This is a genomic window from Mycolicibacterium wolinskyi (genome assembly GCF_002101965.1).
GTDB classification, from domain to species: domain Bacteria; phylum Actinomycetota; class Actinomycetes; order Mycobacteriales; family Mycobacteriaceae; genus Mycobacterium; species Mycobacterium wolinskyi.
Genome location: NZ_LQQA01000010.1, coordinates 17,923 through 35,458 on the forward strand (window position 1 = coordinate 17,923; position 17,536 = coordinate 35,458).

Consider the following 17,536-nt stretch of genomic DNA (forward strand, 5'->3'; position numbering starts at 1 on the left):
GCCTTGTCTTCGAGCTCATGTCGGCGCGACGTATACCCCGGCCGCGATCGCCGCAATCGTCGCGTCGACCGCGCGCTCGGCGTCGGCGGCGGTGAGCGGTCTTGTGCTGGTGAGGAATTGGTAGTACAGCGGGGCGGAAACCTGCCGGATGGCGGCGGCCGCATCGGTTCCGGGAGGCGCCTCACCTCGGTCGATGGCATCGACGACGCAGCCGGCCCACTCCGCGATGCGCCGGTCGTAGAAGACCTGCAGCGCGTCGGCGGTGCGCGGGTCACAGGTCGCGGCCGCGATGATGGCCTTGAACAGCGGGCCCTGACGCGGGTCGGTCAAGGTCCGCCGCACCAGCGTGGCGTTGGCCCGCAGGTCGGTGCGCAGCGATCCGCTGTCGGCGCGTGGCGATGATTGGTCGGCCATGTCGGCCAGCAGGTCGGCGACGAGTGCCGGCACCGATCCCCAGCGGCGGTAGACGGTCGACTTGCCGACCTCGGCGCGTTCGGCCACCGCGGTGAGCTCGAGGCCCTCCAGGCCCGTCTCGATCAGCAGGTCGGCGGCCGCGCGGAGCACCGCCTCACGCACTGCCGCGGTACGTCCGCCCGGTCGTTCGCCAGCCATCGCCACCATCTTAATAGGACCTCGTTCCCATTAGTGCTACAGTCTGCTAACGGGAAAATTGTTCCATTAAGGAGTCGGCATGGAATATCGCAGGGTGGGCAACTCGGGCCTGACGGTGTCCGAATTGAGTTTCGGTGCAGCAACTTTCGGTGGTCGCGGAGAGTTCTTCGGAGCTTGGGGCGATACGGGCGTCGAGCAGGCTCGCGCGATGGTGGACTTGTGCCTGGAGTCCGGCATCACGATGTTCGACACCGCGGACGTGTATTCGGACGGGGCGTCAGAGGAGGTGCTCGGCGCGGCCTTGCGCGGGCGCCGCAACAGCGTCCTGATCTCCACCAAGGCCGCCCTGCCGACCGGTCCGGAAGACTGGGGCACGTCGCGGTCGCGGCTGCTGCGCGCGGTGGACGATGCGCTGCAACGCTTGCAGACCGACCGCATCGACCTGTTTCAGCTGCACGCCTACGACGCGTTCACCCCGATCGACGAAGTGCTGCAGACGCTGGACATGCTCGTCGAACAGGGCAAGGTGCGCTACACCGGCGTGTCCAACTTCTCGGGCTGGCAACTGATGAAATCTCTCGACCTGGCCGAAAAGCACCATCGCCCAAGGTATGTCGCGCACCAGGTGTACTACTCGCTGATCGGTCGCGACTACGAGTGGGAGCTCATGCCGCTCGGCATGTCCGAAGGCGTCGGCGCGCTCGTGTGGAGCCCGCTGGGCTGGGGCCGGCTGACCGGGAAGATCCGTCGCGGCGAGCCGCTGCCACAGCACAGCCGCCTGCACGCCACCGCGGACGCCGGGCCACCGGTCGACGACGAACTGCTCTACGACGTCGTCGACGTACTGGCCGCAATCGCCGCCGAAACCGGCAAGACCATCCCCCAGGTCGCGCTGAACTGGCTGCTGCGCCGGCCGACTGTGTCATCCGTCATTGTGGGAGCGCGGGACGAGCGCCAGCTCCGCGACAACCTCGGAGCGGTCGGGTGGCGGCTCGATGCCGACCAGATCGCGCGGCTCGATGCGGCGAGCCGCCGAGAGGCGCCCTACCCGTACTTTCCCTACTTCCGGCAGGAGGGGTTCGCGCGGCTCAACCCGCCGATCGGTGCAAATCGGTGAGGTGGGTGTAGGCCTTCGCGTTGAACTGGTTGTGGCCGACCTCGTCGTCGGTCAGCTCGCGGCGCACCTTGGCGGGCACGCCGGCCACCAATGATCGCGGCGGGACCACCATGCCCTGTGGCACCACGGCACCGGCCGCGACCAGGGATCCGGCACCGATGACCGCGCCGTTGAGCACGACCGCACCCATCCCGACCAGGCTGTCGTCCTCGACGGTGCAGCCGTGCAGCACCACGTTGTGTCCCACTGTCACCCCCGCACCGATGCGGCACGGAAATCCGGGATCGACGTGGACGGTGACACCGTCCTGGATATTGCTGTTCGCGCCGACCTCGATGGGCTCGGACTCGGCCCGCAGCGTCGCGCCGTACCAGACACTGGCCCCCGCGGCCAGCGAAACCTGCCCGATCACAGTGGCGTTCGGCGCCACCCAGGAGTCGGAATCCAGGTGCGGCGTGTGGCCAAGGACGGTGACGATCAGCGGCTCAGGCATGCGGGCCATCGTAAACAGCCGGATGGCGCGGTCACGCCCCCTGGTAGACCTTGCGGTAGCTCGACGGTGACATGCCGAGCCCGCGCCGCAGGTGGTGGCGCAGGTTGCCCGCGGTACCAAGACCGGACAGCCGGGCCACCTCCTCGACCGCGAGGTCGTGGGATTCCAGCAACTCCCTGGCCCGATCGAGGCGGCGGTTGCGGATCCATGCCCCGGGCGCCTGGCCGGTCTCCTCTTGAAAGCGGCGGCTGAACGTCCTGGCGCTCATGTGCGCGTGGCGGGCCAGCCGCTGCACGGTGAGGTCCTCGTGCAGATGGTTCAGCGCCCACTCCCGGGTCGCCGCGGTCGACGCCTGATCGGTGACCGGCATCCGGCGGTCGATGAACTGAGCCTGACCGCCCTCGCGCCACGGCGGCACCACGCAATAGCGGGCAACGGTGTTCGCGACCTGGGCGCCGTGGTCAGACCGAATGATGTGCAGGCACAAGTCGATTCCGGCGGCCAGACCCGCCGACGTCAGCAGGTCGCCATCGTCGACGAACAACACGTTCTCGTCGAGCCTCACCTTCGGATGCATCGAGCGCAGGGTTTCGGCGTGCTGCCAGTGGGTGGTGGCCGGCCTGCCGTCGAGCCATCCGGCCGCGGCCAACACGAAGGCCCCGGTGCAGATCGATACCAGCCGCGTACCGGGCCGGATCGTGTTCAGCGCGGCCGCCACGTCCTCGCCGAGCACCCCCTCGAACCGGGCCCGCGGATAGCGCGTGCCCGGGATCACCACGGTGTCGGCGGTGGCCAACGCCTCCGGGCCGGCAGCCGGGACCATGGCGAAGCCGCTCGTCGTCGCGACCGGGCCTGGCGCCAGCCCGCACGTCACCACTTCGTAGAGCGGTGCGCCGTCGGTATCGGTGGCGTTGGAGAACAGCGTCGGCGCGATGGTCGCGTCGAAACCGATCACCGGTTCGAGCAGGAGGACGACGACGCGATGCACACCCGCATTCTGGCATGTTTTTGACGATTGATGTCATTTATGCCACTGGCCGGACCCGCCTGCGGTCGGCGACAGTGATCGGGTGAGTCTGACGTTGAACCGCATTCACTGGGCGTGGGTCGTGGCCACGGTGAGTTTCGTGGCGATCCTCGGAGCGGCCGGCTTCCGGTCGATCCCCGGCGTGATGATGAATCCGCTGCACCACGAGTTCGGCTGGACGCACGGCACGGTCGGGCTCGCGATGTCGGTCAACATGATGTTGTACGGGCTGACGGCGCCGTTCGCGGCTGCGCTGATGGACCGCTTCGGCGTGCGGCCGGTGCTGACGGCGTCGTTGCTCATGATCGCGACGGGCTCGGCCTTGAGCATCACGATGACCGCCAGCTGGCAACTCGTGGTGTTGTGGGGCGTGCTGGTCGGCGTCGGCACCGGGTCGATCTCGATGGGGTTCGTCGCGACCATCGCGACGCGCTGGTTCGAACAGCGCCGCGGCCTGGTCACCGGCGTGCTCACCGCGGCAAGCGCGACGGGGCAGCTGATCTTCCTGCCGATCGTCGCGGCGGTGACCACGAGCCACGGCTGGCGGTGGGCCTCGTTGATCGTGGCGGCCGCCGCGCTGGCCGTCGTGCCGCTCGTGGCGGTGTTCATGCGCAACTATCCGAGCGACAAAGGCCTCGCCCCCTACGGTTCAGCTGCGATCGGACCACCACCGGCCGTTCCGGCGAGCAGTTTCAAGGCCGCCTTCGACGGGCTGCGGATCGGCGCCAGGGTGCCGGCGTTCTGGCTTCTGGCGGCCAGCTTCGCGATCTGCGGCATGACCACCAACGGTCTGATCGCCACCCATTTCATCCCGGCCGCCAACGACCACGGCATGCCGACCACCGTCGCCGCGGGCCTGCTGGCCACGATCGGCATCCTCGACGTCGTCGGAACGGTGTTCTCGGGGTGGCTGACCGACCGGGTCGACCCCAGGCTCCTGCTGCTCATCTATTACGCGGGCCGGGGTGTGTCGCTGCTGCTGTTGCCGTCGCTGCTCTCACCCCAAGCCGAACCGAGCACGTGGGTGTTCGTGATCTTCTACGGCCTGGACTGGGTCGCGACCGTGCCGCCGACGATCGTGCTGTGCCGGCACTACTTCGGCGACCGCACACCCGTGGTGTTCGGCTGGGTGTTCGCCTCCCATCAGATCGGCGCCGCCATCGCCGCCGCCGGAGCCGGCTGGCTGCGCGATTTGAACGGCAATTACGACATGGCCTTCTATTTGGCTGCGGGGCTGTGCTTCGTCGCAGCCGCATTCTCTGCCAGTATTGGGAAAGCCCAGGTCAAGGCCACAGAACCGGTATCTGCCGACAGCTCTGCTTTGCCGTAACCGTAACGTTGCCTTTAACATCCGATGCGGCGCCGCGGGGAACGCCGAGGCATTTTGTGCTTGCAGGTGCTCGCGTTCCGGCTAAATGGCGCGTCACCGGCAGCCGACGTACACAGGCCGGCATGAGCGGGAGGAACCCAGCAATGAACACTCGCACCAAGACCTTGGGGGTAGCCGCGGCGATCGCCGCGATTGCCACTTCGCTGCCCTTGGCGATCACCGCTTACGCCGAACCGGCGGAGCCCACCACCACGACGGCGGCACCCGTGGTCGAGATTCCCGATCCGCACGGTTCGGGTTGTGACGCCTTCAAGACGGCACACCCCGAGTGGAAGAACCTGTCGGAGCAGCCTGCCGGCCAGGTCTTGGCCAGCCTCCCTGAGATCAGCACGTTCAACGCCGCGATCTCCGGCGGGTTGAACCCGGCAGTAAACATCGTGCCGGTGCTCGACAATGGCCCGTACGTGATCTTCGCGCCCACCAATGAGGCGTTCGCGGCGATGGAGCCGGGCAAGCTCGACGCGCTGAAGGCCGATCCCGCCGCGCTGACGAGCCTCGACTACTACCACGCGTTCCTCGGCCTGCTCGGCGCCGACGACGTCAAGGGTCAGCGGCCCACACAGCAGGGTGCCGAGGTCAAGGTCACCGGCAAGGGCGGCGACATCAAGATCAACGACGTCGCCAAGCTGGTGTGCGGTCCCATCCAGGCCCAGAACGCCCGCATCTACCTGATCGACACGGTGCTGGATCCCAACTCCCCGCCCGCCCCGATCACCCCGGGTGTCTCGACCACGAGCAGCACGACGACGACCACCACGACCACCACGACTGAGCCTGCGCCGACGCCTGCGGCCGACGCACCCATCGGCTGAGTTCTCGCACGCGAAAAGCCCCCGAAACCGCGCTGTTTCGGGGGCTTTCGGGCGTTTGGGGCCGGCTAAAGACCGCGCCGGCGGGCCGGCTATAGGCCACGCCGGCGAGCCGGCTATAAACCCAGGTCGCGGCCGATGATCTCCTTCATGATCTCGGTGGTGCCACCGAAGATCGTCTGGATGCGCCCGTCGACGTAGGCCCGCGCGACGCGGTACTCCATCATGTAGCCGTATCCGCCGTGCAACTGCACGCAGTTGTCGACGACCTTCTTGGCCACCTCGGTCGCCCACCACTTGGCCTTGGCCGCCTCGACCGCGGTCAGCTCGCCGTCGACGACGGCCTGCAGGCAGCGGTCGATGTAGGTCTCGGTGACCTCAAGCTCGGTCTCCATCTCGGCGAGTAGGAACCGGTTGTGCTGGAAGCTGCCGATCGGCTGACCAAAAGCCTTGCGGTCCTTGGCATATTGCAGCGTCTCCTGCCATACCGCCCGCGCGCCCGCGATGGCCGAGATGGCGATCGAGAGCCGCTCGGAGGGCAGGTTGGTCATCAGGTGGTAGAAGCCGCGGCCCTCCTTGCCGAGCACGTTGGCGTTCGGCACGCGCACGTTCTCGAAGTGCAACTCGGAGGTGTCCTGGCTGTGCAGGCCCATCTTGTCGAGCTTGCGTCCGCGGCTGAAGCCCTCCATACCGCGCTCGACGACCAGCAGCGTGAATCCCTTGTGCCCGGCTTCCGGATCGGTGCGGGCGACGACGACGCACAGATCGCAGTTGATGCCCGAGGAGATGAATGTCTTGGAGCCGTTGACAATCCAGTCGTCACCGTCGCGCACCGCCGAGGTCCGGATGCCCGCCAGGTCACTGCCCGCGCCCGGCTCGGTCATCGCGATCGCGATGATCAGCTCGCCGCTGGCGATGCCGGGCAGCCACCGCTTCTTCTGCTCGTCGTTGGCCAGTTCTTTGAAGTACGGGCCGACGACGTCGTTGTGCAGGCTCAGCGCCGGGCCGTGCACGCCCGATTTCGCCATCTCCTCGTCGATGATCGCGTTGAAGCGGAAGTCATCCGAGCCGCCGCCGCCGAACTCCTCGGGCATGTTGAAACCGATCACGCCGTACTTGCCTGCGGCGGTGTAGGCGGACCGGTCGACGATGCGCTCGGCTTCCCACTTCTCGGAGTGCGGGACGAGCTCGCGCTCGATGTATTCCTTGACGGTCTCGCGGAACGCCTCGTGTTCGGCGGTGTAGATCTGTCGCTTCACGGTGTCACTTCGCCTTCCAAACAGGCTGACGCTTCTCGGCGAACGCCAACGGTCCTTCTTTGGCATCTTCGGTCTGCAGCAGGGTCGCGAACTCGCGGTTGGTGCGCTTCCAGCCGGGCTGATCGCCGGGCACGCCGCCGTCTTCGGCGCCGTATGCGACGCGCTTGCTGGCCTGGACGGCCAGCGGTGCGTTGCCCGTGATCCGTTCGGCCAGTTTGAGTGCCGCGTCCAGTACGGTGCCGTCGGGCACCACCTGGTTGATCAGGCCCCACCGCAATGCGTCGGCAGCGGTGATCGGCTCACCGGTGAACAGCAACTCCATCGCGACCTTGCGGGGCAGTTGTTCGGCGATGCGGAACACCCCGCCCGCACCCGCGATCAATCCCCGTTTGACCTCCGGCAGGCCGAATTTCGCGCGTTCCTCGGCCACCACGAGGTCGCTGGCCAGGGCCAGCTCGGTGCCACCGCCCAGTGCGGTGCCGTTCACCGCGGCAATCGTCGGTTTGTCGATGAAATGGCTGACGTAGCCGGCGAATCCGTACTCCGGGTGGTCGGGGTGGAAGAGGTTCTCACCACGGGAAATGGCCTTGAGATCGGCACCCGCGCAGAACGACTTGTCGCCCGCACCGGTGAGGATCACCGCGCGCACCTCGGGATCGTTCTGAGCGTCCGCCAGCGCGTCGCCGACGGCGATGCTCACCGACGAATTGACGGCGTTGCGTGCCTCGGGCCGGTTGATCGTGATGATGAGGACGTTGCCATTGCGCTCGACGATGGCGCCGGGCTGAGATTCGGTCACAACAACTCCAGGATGGTCGCGTTGGCCTGGCCGCCACCCTCACACATGGTCTGCAGGCCGTACTGAATTCCGTTGTCGCGCATGTGGTACAGCAGCGTGGTCATGATGCGCGCACCGGATCCGCCGAGCGGGTGGCCCAGGGCGATCGCACCGCCGTTGGGGTTGAGCTTCTTCTCGTCGGCACCGATGTCCTTGAGCCAGGCCATCGGAACGGGCGCGAACGCCTCGTTGACCTCGAAGGCGCCGATTTGATCGATGCTCAGCCCCGACTTCTTGAGTGCCTTCTGCGTCGCCGGGATCGGCGCGGTCAGCATGATCACCGGGTCGGCGCCTGCCAGGACCGCGGTGTGCACGCGGGCCAGCGGCTTGAGGCCGAGTTCCTTGGCCTTCTCGGCCGACATGAACAGCAGCGCGGCCGAGCCGTCGGAGATCTGGCTGGAGTTACCGGCGTGAATCACGCCGTCCTCCTTGAACGCCGGCTTGAGCTGGCCCATCTTCTCCAGCGTCGTGCCGCGGCGGATGCCCTCGTCCTTCAGCACGGGATTGCCGTCCTGGTCCTTGATCGCCACGATCTGGTCATCGAATGCGCCGGAATCCTGTGCCGCGGCGGCCTTTTCGTGCGAGTCGAGGGAGAACTGGTCGAGCGTGGCACGGTCGAAGCCCCACTGCTCGGCGATCATCTCGGCACCGATGCCCTGGTTCGGGGTCTGGCTGTAGCGGCCCTGGAACGCTTCGGGGTAGGGATGCCCGCCGTTGGCGAGCGACGCGCCCATCGGGGTGCGCGACATCGACTCGACGCCACCGGCGACCACGATGTCGTAGTGGCCCGCGACCACACCTGCCGCGGCGAAGTGCACCGACTGCTGGCTCGATCCGCACTGGCGGTCGACGGTCACGCCGGGGACGGACTCGGGCCACCCGGCGGTCAGCACCGCGGTGCGGCCGATGTCGAGCGCCTGCTCGCCGGCCTGCATCACGCAACCCCAGATGACGTCGTCGACGAGCGCCGGATCGACCCCGGCTCGGCTCACCAGACCATTGAGCACCTGCGCGGAGAGCTCGGCGGGGTGGACACCCGACAAGCCGCCATTGCGCTTGCCAACGGGTGATCGGACGGCCTCGACGATGACAGCTTCAGCCATGACTTCTCCTTCATTGGATCGGCTTCACGCCCAACGTAAACGAACATGGTTTACTAGGTCAACCTACTGGTTGGTAGAGCTTGAGCTCGCGGAATGTGCGCCTACTCGCCGTCCGCCGCCGCGGCGAGTTCGTCGCGGAAATCGGGATGCGCGATTGCCGCCAGCGCATGTCCGCGCTCCCGCACCGACAGGCCTTCCAGCTCGGCGGCGCCGTACTCGGTGACGATGACGTCGACGTGGTGGCGAGGCGTCGTGATGACCGCCCCCGGCCCGAACTGCGGCACGATCCGCGAGCGCAGGGCGCCGTCCTTGGAGAACGTCGACGGCAGGCAGATCAGCGACCGATCCGACAGCTCGAGTCCGGTGCCCGCGACGAAGTCCTCGGCGCCACCGATACCGCTGAACTGCTTGCCGTCGATCGTGTCCGCCACCACCTGGCCCTGGATGTCCACCGCGAGCGCACCGTTGATCGACATCATGTTGTGGTTGGCGCCGATCACCTCCGGAGAGTTCACGATCTCCACGGGCAGAAACGCGACGGACTTGTTGCCGTCGAGCCATTCGTAGAGCTCCGGCGAACCCAACGCGAAGGTCGTGACGCTCACGCCGTCGTACTGCCCCTTCGCGGAGTTGCTGACCTTGCCCGCGCGGTGCAGCTGCATGCATCCGTCGGTGAACATCTCGCTGTGCAGCCCGTAGTCGCCGCCGTCGCCTTCGGCCAGAAGCGTGGCGATCTGGCTCGGAATCGAGCCGATACCCGTCTGCAGGGTGGCACCGGAGTGGATGAACCCGACGGCGTGGCGCGCGATGGCCTTGTCGTCATCGGTCGGCGGGGGTCCGGGCAGGGCCAGCGGCGCGTCGGTCGAGCACACCAAGACGTCGATCTCGTCGACGTGCAGCGCATGGCGGTACTGCTCACCGAATCCGTAAGTCCTCGGGTAGCCGTCGGACACCTCGACGACCAGCATCCGCTCGGGATCGGCTCCGGCACGGCGCAATTCGTCGACCGTGCCGCCGGCGTGCAGCGACAACGAGCACCACCCGTCGGCATCGGGCGGCGTGGCCACCGTCGTCATGACCCGCGGCGACCGCCGCTGCAACAACGGACCGAAACGACGGAAATCCGCTGGGGTGAACTCGATGTCGGCACCGCTGTCGCACAGTGCCCGCTCCAGCGGGCCATAGAAACCGGACAGATAGTGAACACCCTTGCGCGAGAACAGCTCTGTGCCCACCGTCAGCAACGCGCCGTAGACCCGCAAGTCCGTCCAATCCGTGCGCGCTCCGAGCGCGCGCAGGAAGGCGGGCGGTTGACCGGGGCCGAGCGGTATGCCCAGCGTGTCGGTGGACTCCAGCCGCATGGCGGCCTCTTCGGGGGTCAACTCCTGTGGCATGGCCGACACCCTGCCATGCCCACATGCGACGTGAGCGAATTTGCGGAGTAGTTTCTCCGCCGTTGGCGTTGCTGTTACGCACGCGCCGCTGCAGCCCAGCAACGTACTGTGGCCAGCAAGGGTGGCCGCCGCCGGCAACGCCTCGAGCGCCTGCCGGTTTCCGCCCGGCCATACCGTTCCATCCAGCCGCACCCGCCGCACATGGTTTACTGAGTTGCACAGCTGAGCTGCAGCGAAGACGACCGACAAGGAGGTGCAGTGGCTCGCAGTACACCCTTGGCCCCCATGATCGGGCCGGACGCTGTCGCGTCCCGGGCCGCCGTCCGGTCACCCAAGACCGCCGAACTCGTCGCGGGCACCTTACGGCGCATGGTCGTCGAAGGACAGCTCAAGGACGGCGACTTCCTGCCGAACGAAGCCGAGCTGATGAGCCACTTCGGCGTGAGCCGCCCGACCCTGCGTGAGGCCGTGCGCGTGCTCGAGTCCGAGCGTCTGGTCGAGGTCCGACGCGGCTCGCGCACGGGCGCCCGCGTTCGGGTACCCGGCCCGGAGATCGTCGCCCGCCCGGCCGGCTTGCTGCTCGAGCTGTCGGGCGCCGACATCGCCGACCTCATGGTGGCCCGCGCGGCGATCGAGCCGATGGCCGCCCGGCTGCTGGCCGAGAACGGCACCGAAGAGGCGTTCGCCGAGCTCGACCGGATGTTGGAGGAACACATCCCGGCCGACTGGCAGTCCGATCGGCTGGCCGAGACCACCGGCGATTTTCACCGCCGCGTCGTCGAATTGTCGGGCAACGCCACCCTCGGCATCATCGCCGGCATGCTGTACGAGATCACCGTGCGTCACACCGCGTTTCTGTTCAAGGAACGACGCCCGGTGTCCAAGGCGGACTACGAGAAGCTCATGCGGTCCTACCGCAAGCTCATCCAGATCGTGCGCTCCGGCGACGGCGACGCCGCCGAAGCGCATTGGCGCAAGCACCTCGACACCGCTCGCGATCTGCTGTTGCAGGGGATTGAGACGGTGAAGGTGCGGGATGTGATGGGCTGAGTAGCTTGCGGATCAGCCCCGACCAGATGGGCTGAGTAGCTTGCGGATCAGCCCCGACCAGATGGGTTAGTCCGGCCACACCGCGAGCCGTGCGTCGGTGTCGCGCCAGCCGTCGGCGGTCTTCCAGCGCATCGGCAGTAGCCGGTAGCGCCAGCTGCCCGGCGGCCCGTCCGGACCGACGTGATCGACGGTGATCGAGACAAGGTCGGCCGCAAGGTGTTTGGCGTGTGTTTCCAGGTAGATTCCGGCCTCGTCGTCGAGGTCGGACATCAGCTCACCGAACAGCAGCCGAGGCCCTGGCGCGCGATGGAGGAGCACGCACTGCCGCCGTTGCGGGCAGTGGCCCGCGCGGATGGTGGCCGTGCAACGGGTGTCGACACTGCCCAGATCGCTTGTCAGCCGCCCGGACTCGTCGATCCACACCGCGACCGGGTCAGGTGGTGGCGTGGTCATCTCGTTCGACGTGCACGGGCACAGTGTCGTCCCAGGGCTGCCGCGTGACCATATCGGCGACGTTGACGTAGCCGCGCTCGAATTCGCCGGTCGCGGCGTCGACGAGCCGGTACTGCTGGGTCTGGCGATGGATCGGCTGGGCGTCGAGCATCACGATCCGCACCTCCCCCGGCTCGAATCCGCACCGCTTCTGTAGCGCCGCCACGAGTTGCTCGTTGCTCATGTGGCCGTCGCCGAAATTCCAGCCGATCGCGGTGGACACGATGCGTTCGCCGTCCGTGAGCGTGTAGTCGTCCTCGTTCTGGCCCGCCATTGCCCGGTGCGCGAGGGTGAACAGGGCGCGGCCGTGAGTGTTGAAGGAGCGGAACGCATATCCCATGTACAGGTACATCTGCGCGGTCTCCGGGCTGCCGTAGTACCGCTCCATCTGGGCCGCCGGCATGCTGGCGATCGCGACGATCCCGTTCTCGATCTTCTCGGCGGCCGACGGCTTGACGCACCACAGTGAGGTGTCCCAGTTGCCGGCGTAGTACCGCATCCCAGGCAGGAAGGAAACCTTGCGCGGGAACAGGTTTCCGATCGCCACGGTGCCCGCGACCACCACGAACAAGACGATGGGCCAGGGGCTCTGCAGGTCGCCGAGCCCGGTGCCGGCGTGGCCGACGAACAACGTCAGCACCGAGAACATCATGAAGACGTTCCACTCCAGCGGCACACCCATCGGGATCGACGACAGGATCCCGAAGTGGAAGCACAGCATGACAAACGCGGCGATCGCGGTCGCCCAGCCGCCGTGGGAGAAGAACAGGACGAGCGGCACGAGCCCTTCGATCACGGTCGAGAAGTGCGCCAGGAACCGCGATGCCCGCCCCGGCCGCAGGTCGTCGGGGAAGTGCTCGAAGAACTTCCGCTTGATCCAGCGGGGCCGGAACACCGGGTTGTTGCTCATCATCGTCGAGATGACGAACGGGAAGTGCTTGTTGAGCTTGGAGGTCGCCGCACCGATCCAGATGACCAGGCACACGAGCTTGGCGGCGATGATCATGTCCACGCCCGCGAACAGGAACGCCACGGTGAACGACCCGTACACCTCACCGCGGGCCGCCAGGAAGATCACCTTGTCCCGCAGACCGAGCACGGCGAGCAGGCCGAGCACCGCCCAGATCTGCCACATCGGCAGCACGCCGACTTCGGAGCCGAGTTCGGGGATGGGGCCGGTGCCGTCGGAGAAGATGGCGATCACCAAAACCACCAGCAGCGCCGCGTACAGCGCGGCGTCGAACGGGGTGCGCGTATCTCCCTTGGTCAGCGGAACCCGGTCGGGCCACGGCGGCAGCCGGATGGTTCCCGGTCGCAGCCAGTACAGGATCGAGCCCATCGGCGGGAAGAAGCGGTTGTTGAGCGGCCCGAAGCCACAGCCCAGCCCGACGACCTCGAAGAGCATCGTGAACAGCACGACCTTCTGGAAGACGATCGGCTCGGTGTACCACTGCGCGACGTCGGTGAATCCGTCGATGCCGTCCGTCGTCAGGACCACGAGCCACGCCGCGAGGATGTAGCCCAGGATCTTGACGACATAGAACAGGTGCAGCACCACGGGTGTGCCGAAGCCGACCTCGGCCCAGTGTCGGGCCATCGGACGGATCTTCTCGGCGCGCGTGCCCTTGCTCCACTCCTCGAAATCGACGACGGGCGCGTCCTGCTTGAGAAACCCCATGCCGGCCAGATTAGAACGTGTTCTAGTCTCGGGGAAGTCGTTCTGGCATGTCGGCCGCGCGCATCATCGGCGGATGCAGCAATCGCAGGCCGCCACGCCGGTAGAGCTGGGCCGGGCGGCCGCCGTCGCGGGTGGTGGTGTGGCCGGTCGGCACCAGGAATCCGTCGGCCCCGGTGACCTTGCGGTGAAAGTTCCGGCTGTCCAGTGTTGTGCCCCAGACGATCTCGTAGACGCGGCGTAGTTCGGCGACGGTGAATTCGTCGGGGCAGAAGGTCGTCGCCAGCGGCGTGTATTCGATCTTGGCGCGGGCCCGCTCGATGCCGTCGGCCAGGATTCGATCGTGGTCGAACGCCAGCCGCCCGGGCGACAGTTCGGCCACCGGCGCCCACCGCGCACCGGCGGCGTCACCACCCGCGGTGGGCAGCGGCAGGTCGGGCGCAAGCCCGAGATAGGCCACCGTGATCACCCGCATACGTGGATCGCGTTGCGGTGCACCGTAGCTCGCCAGTTGCTCGAGATGCAGGCGCTCGGCGGCCAGGCCGGTCTCCTCGACGAGTTCGCGCGTCGCGGCCTGGTCCAGATCTTCGTCCGGCCGGACGAACCCGCCCGGCAATGCCCATCGGCCCGCGTAGGGCGCCTCCCCTCGCCGGATGACGAGCGCACACAACTCGTCATCGCGGATCGTCAGCGCCACCAGGTCGACGGTGACGGCGACGGACGGATAGCTCCCCGGGTCGTACGACACACAGCCACGCTAATCGTCATGTTGACGAAAAGCCAGACACAGGCTTATCGTCAATCTGACGAAAATAAGGAGGTGGCCACAATGGCCGTAATCACCCGCTATCCGCTCGTACGTCACCTGCGCGTGGAACCGACCGCCCACATTCGGGCACTGCGGCGCGGCAAGCTCGTGCAGGACGGGCCGGGCCTGGCGTTCTGGTTCCGCCCGCTCACCGCGGCGATGTCCGAAATCCCTATGGACGACCGGGAATTGCCCGTGCTGTTCCATGCCAGGACTGCCGATTTCCAAGATGTCGCGGTACAGGCGACCGTCACCTACCGCATCGTCGATCCCACGCTGGCCGCCCAGCGCATCGACTTCTCGATCGACACCGAGACGGGTGCCTGGCGAGCGGCTCCGCTGGAACAGGTGGCCGGGTTGCTGACGGAATCCGCGCAGCAGCACGGCCTGGATCTGCTGGCCCGGACGACGCTGACTTCGGCGCTGGTCGACGGCATCAGCGCGGTGCGCAAGCGCATGGTCGACGGGCTGGCCGCCGACACCCGGCTCGCCGAGACCGGTATCACGGTGATCGGGGTTCGGGTCGTGGCGATCCGCCCGGAGCCCGAGGTCGAACGCGCGCTCCAGACCCCGACGCGGGAGCAGGTGCAGCAAGAGGCCGACAAGGCCACGTTCGAGCGGCGCGCGCTGGCGGTGGAACGAGAACGCGCCATCGGCGAGAACGAGCTGCAGACCAAGATCGAGCTGGCCCGCCGCGAGGAGGAACTCGTCGCGCAGAACGGCGCCAACGACCGGCTCAAGACGCAGGAGGCGTGGGCCTCCGACGCGATCGCCACCGAGGCGAAAGCCAAGCGCGAGGTGGCCCTGGCCGAAGCCAAGGCACAAGCCGCCCGGCTGGTGGGCGAGGCGGAAGCGGCGGCGGAGACGGCCCGGCTCGCGGCGTACCGCGATCTCAGCGATGCCACGATGCTGGGTCTGGCGGTCAAAGAACTGGCCGCCAATCTGCCCAAGATCGAGCACCTGGTGCTGACGCCGGATCTGCTGGCACCGGTTCTGACCCGGCTCGGTGCGTCATGACGCTGCCGCCGCGCGTGGTGCTCGTGCACCGCCGCACCGAACTCGACGATGCCCTCGCCCGGCACGGAACGCACGGCCAGGCCGCGTTCTTCCTGTCCACCCGCGGCCGCAGCATCGACGAACTCGAAACACGGCACAGCCGCAATCAATCGGCTCTGGCCACCGTCGCCGCCGCCATCCCGGCGGACTGGCGACGTGGCCGGGTCGAGCGCGCGGATCTCTCGCGGTTCCTGTTCGAGCCCGGCGACATCGTGGTCGTCGTCGGGCAGGACGGCCTGGTGGCCAACGTCGCGAAGTACCTCGACGGCCAGCCCGTCATCGGCGTCAACCCCGAGCCGGACCGCAACGCCGGGGTTCTGGTGCCGCACACGCCGGAGTCCGCCGGCCCGCTGATGCGGGCCGCGGTGCACGAGGGCGCGAACGTCGAACTGCGCACCATGGTGCAAGCCGCCACCGACGACGGTCAGCGTCTGCTCGCGGTCAACGAGATCTTCGTCGGCCACGCGAGCCATCAGACCGCGCGCTACCGGCTCGGGTTGCCCGACGGCCGGGCCGAGCGACAGGCGTCGTCGGGGCTGATCGTCTCCACGGGCACCGGCGCCACCGGGTGGTGCCGCTCGGTGTGGCAGGCCAGGCGCAGCGACGTCGTCCTGCCGCAGCCCGCCGAGCCCCGGCTGGCGTGGTTCGTCCGCGAGGCCTGGCCCTCTCCGGCGACGGGCACGGGGCTGGTCGAAGGCGAACTCATCGCCGCCGAACTGACGGTCGACGTGGAATCGGACCGGTTGGTGGCGTTCGGAGACGGAATCGAATCCGACACGCTCACGCTGTCGTGGGGCCAACGGGTTTCGGTGCGCGTGGCCGAGCAGCGGCTGCGGCTCGTGCACTCCTGATCGTCACAAGGCACGATGGGCCGGTGCGCTACGTCGTGTTCCCCGGCCGTCATCATGTCCTGACCCGGTTCCAGGCTCGGTACCTGGCCGAGCTCGCGCCAGACGCGACCGTGATCTGGGCCGTCACCAGTGCCAATCACCAGAACACCCGCCGCAATCCGGTGCCGGCGAACCGCCGCGAAGCCGCGATCGAACTGTTCTCCCACATCGAGGGCATCCGCTCGCTCGTCGTACCGATCGTCGACGTCGCGCCCGACGACCGGTTCGCCGAGATCACGCTCAAGGCCATCGCCCACGCGACCGGGATCGAACCCGACCCGACCGACACCGTGGTGGCCTGCTCCACGCCGGCGGTCGCCGATCTGTATGCGCGGCTGGGCTTTCCGATCGCTCCGGTGGAGCGCGATCATCCCGACAGCCCGCCGTATCCGTGGCAGCTTCTGGAGCGGGTCGCGACCGGCGGCGCGTGGCGCGACGAGGCCCATCCCGCCACGTTGGACGTGTTCGACCGTTATGGCCTGGCCGACCACATCGCCGCGATCAGTGCGGACCCGATCGTCAGTTCAGAGGGCTCGCTGACCGAGACCCGCGACTACCGTTCCTACAGCGCGGCATTCGACGCGGCGGCCGAACGCAAGTGGGCGCAGGCCCGGCCCTACGTGCGGGCGGGCCGGATCGTCGACATCGGCTGCGCGGCAGGCGGCATGCTCGAACTCATCGCGGCCGACGCCGAGTTACGCGAATCCGATCTGTACGGCATCGAGGTCGCGCGGCACCTGTTCGAGGAGTGCCAGCACCGCAAATCTCAGGGCGTCTTCGCCAATCCGAACACCTTTTTCTACCAACGCAATATCTTGGCCGGCCCGGTCTTCGGCGACGCCAGCATCGACACCACGCTCACGTTCGCGCTGACGCACGAGATCTACAGCTACGGCGACGGGATGGCGTCGCTGCGCACATTCGCCGAGACCATCGCCAAGCACACCGCCCCCGGCGGGGTGTGGATCAACTCCGACGTGTGCGGTCCGGACGATCCGGATCGACCGGTGCGCTTGGTCTTTCACGAACCCGGCCTCGATCACGCCGCGGTCGATCTGACAACGTTCGACGATGTGCCCGGTTATCTGACCCCGCTGTCACCGGCCGCCCGATTCGAGCAGTTCGCCAATGACTTCCGGCGCAACGCCGGTGTGCCGTTCGACTACGACGTCATCGACGACCGCACCGTGGCGCTGCGCCTCGCCGATGCGATGGAGTTCCTGACGCGGTTCTCCTACGTCGACAACTGGCTGTCGGAGACCCACGAGCAGTTCTGCGCACTGTCGTGGGCGGACTGGGTGGCGTTGGCCGGCGAGGTGGGATTGCATGTCGACCCGCGCTCGGGTGCGTGGCGCAACGACTGGCTCGTGCAAAACGTCTTCGATCCGGCCGCCGCACTGTGCGACGACGACGGCAACCGGCTGGACTGGCCGGCCACGCATGTCTTGCTCGCGGCCACCGCACTTCACTAGCCGGCGAGACTACGGTTTATGACGGAAACCGCCCGTAATTCGTCAGAAACC

At 67.5% G+C, this 17,536-nt stretch carries 17 protein-coding genes; 7 read left to right on the forward strand and 10 right to left on the reverse strand.

Annotated elements, in window-relative coordinates:
• Positions 1–15: 15 nt before the first annotated feature.
• On the reverse strand, positions 16–612 hold the full coding sequence (locus AWC31_RS08820; RefSeq protein ID WP_085144289.1) for a TetR/AcrR family transcriptional regulator: 597 nt from the start codon (positions 610–612) through the stop codon (positions 16–18).
• Positions 613–691: 79 nt separating this feature from the next.
• Here AWC31_RS08820 and AWC31_RS08825 point away from each other — a divergent pair, with 79 nt between their 5' ends.
• The gene (locus AWC31_RS08825) at positions 692–1,729 is read left to right on the forward strand and encodes an aldo/keto reductase (RefSeq protein WP_085143905.1); all 1,038 of its coding nucleotides are present in this window, start codon (positions 692–694) and stop codon (positions 1,727–1,729) included.
• On the opposite strand, the gene AWC31_RS08830 is transcribed toward AWC31_RS08825, so the two are convergent.
• Together AWC31_RS08830 and AWC31_RS08835 are read right to left on the reverse strand one after the other, a co-directional pair.
• Complete coding sequence (locus tag AWC31_RS08830) at positions 1,701–2,222, reverse strand: gamma carbonic anhydrase family protein (protein WP_085143907.1); 522 nt, start codon at positions 2,220–2,222, stop codon at positions 1,701–1,703. The genes AWC31_RS08825 and AWC31_RS08830 overlap by 29 nt on opposite strands.
• Before the next feature lie 31 nt (positions 2,223–2,253).
• Positions 2,254–3,210 carry a GlxA family transcriptional regulator gene (locus tag AWC31_RS08835; protein ID WP_085143909.1) on the reverse strand — a complete coding sequence of 319 codons (957 nt, stop codon included), beginning with the start codon at positions 3,208–3,210 and terminating at the stop codon, positions 2,254–2,256.
• Positions 3,211–3,292: 82 nt separating this feature from the next.
• Here AWC31_RS08835 and AWC31_RS08840 point away from each other — a divergent pair, with 82 nt between their 5' ends.
• Both AWC31_RS08840 and AWC31_RS08845 read left to right on the forward strand, forming a co-directional pair.
• Entirely contained in the window at positions 3,293–4,579 is a 1,287-nt protein-coding gene (locus tag AWC31_RS08840; protein ID WP_067850611.1) for an MFS transporter, read from the forward strand.
• Positions 4,580–4,722: 143 nt separating this feature from the next.
• Positions 4,723–5,451, forward strand: coding sequence for a fasciclin domain-containing protein (locus AWC31_RS08845; RefSeq protein WP_067850608.1), 729 nt, complete (start codon positions 4,723–4,725; stop codon positions 5,449–5,451).
• 113 nt (positions 5,452–5,564) lie between these two features.
• Here AWC31_RS08845 and AWC31_RS08850 read toward each other — a convergent pair whose 3' ends face one another.
• The 4 genes from AWC31_RS08850 to AWC31_RS08865 form a co-directional block, all read right to left on the reverse strand.
• Complete coding sequence (locus AWC31_RS08850) at positions 5,565–6,707, reverse strand: acyl-CoA dehydrogenase family protein (protein WP_085143911.1); 1,143 nt, start codon at positions 6,705–6,707, stop codon at positions 5,565–5,567.
• 4 nt (positions 6,708–6,711) lie between these two features.
• A complete protein-coding gene (locus AWC31_RS08855; RefSeq protein WP_085143913.1) occupies positions 6,712–7,506 on the reverse strand; it encodes a crotonase/enoyl-CoA hydratase family protein in 795 nt (264 codons plus the stop codon).
• Entirely contained in the window at positions 7,503–8,648 is a 1,146-nt protein-coding gene (locus AWC31_RS08860; RefSeq protein ID WP_067850603.1) for a thiolase family protein, read from the reverse strand. The genes AWC31_RS08855 and AWC31_RS08860 overlap by 4 nt, the downstream gene beginning before the upstream one ends.
• 101 nt (positions 8,649–8,749) lie before the next feature.
• The gene (locus AWC31_RS08865) at positions 8,750–10,042 is read right to left on the reverse strand and encodes an acetyl-CoA hydrolase/transferase family protein (RefSeq protein ID WP_085144290.1); all 1,293 of its coding nucleotides are present in this window, start codon (positions 10,040–10,042) and stop codon (positions 8,750–8,752) included.
• Between the two features lie 258 nt (positions 10,043–10,300).
• On the opposite strand from AWC31_RS08865, the gene AWC31_RS08870 reads away from it, so the two are divergent.
• Positions 10,301–11,092 carry a FadR/GntR family transcriptional regulator gene (locus AWC31_RS08870; protein WP_067850598.1) on the forward strand — a complete coding sequence of 264 codons (792 nt, stop codon included), beginning with the start codon at positions 10,301–10,303 and terminating at the stop codon, positions 11,090–11,092.
• Between the two features lie 66 nt (positions 11,093–11,158).
• Here AWC31_RS08870 and AWC31_RS08875 read toward each other — a convergent pair whose 3' ends face one another.
• The 3 genes from AWC31_RS08875 to AWC31_RS08885 are packed head-to-tail and all read right to left on the reverse strand — an operon-like array spanning position 11,159 to position 14,007.
• Entirely contained in the window at positions 11,159–11,545 is a 387-nt protein-coding gene (locus AWC31_RS08875; protein WP_085143915.1) for a hypothetical protein, read from the reverse strand.
• A complete protein-coding gene (locus tag AWC31_RS08880; RefSeq protein ID WP_085143916.1) occupies positions 11,526–13,262 on the reverse strand; it encodes a DUF3556 domain-containing protein in 1,737 nt (578 codons plus the stop codon). Before AWC31_RS08880 ends, AWC31_RS08875 begins: the two co-directional genes overlap by 20 nt.
• Positions 13,263–13,284: 22 nt before the next feature.
• Positions 13,285–14,007, reverse strand: a complete 723-nt coding sequence (locus tag AWC31_RS08885; RefSeq protein ID WP_085143918.1) for an NUDIX hydrolase — start codon at positions 14,005–14,007, stop codon at positions 13,285–13,287.
• Between the two features lie 81 nt (positions 14,008–14,088).
• On the opposite strand from AWC31_RS08885, the gene AWC31_RS08890 reads away from it, so the two are divergent.
• The 3 genes from AWC31_RS08890 to AWC31_RS08900 are packed head-to-tail and all read left to right on the forward strand — an operon-like array spanning position 14,089 to position 17,485.
• Complete coding sequence (locus tag AWC31_RS08890; RefSeq protein WP_085143920.1) at positions 14,089–15,084, forward strand: SPFH domain-containing protein; 996 nt, start codon at positions 14,089–14,091, stop codon at positions 15,082–15,084.
• Positions 15,081–15,974 (forward strand): NAD(+)/NADH kinase, encoded by an 894-nt coding sequence (locus tag AWC31_RS08895; RefSeq protein ID WP_067850588.1) that lies wholly within the window; start codon positions 15,081–15,083, stop codon positions 15,972–15,974. Before AWC31_RS08890 ends, AWC31_RS08895 begins: the two co-directional genes overlap by 4 nt.
• A 23-nt stretch (positions 15,975–15,997) precedes the next feature.
• Positions 15,998–17,485 carry a class I SAM-dependent methyltransferase gene (locus tag AWC31_RS08900; protein ID WP_207626328.1) on the forward strand — a complete coding sequence of 496 codons (1,488 nt, stop codon included), beginning with the start codon at positions 15,998–16,000 and terminating at the stop codon, positions 17,483–17,485.
• The last annotated feature ends 51 nt before the right edge of the window (positions 17,486–17,536 follow it).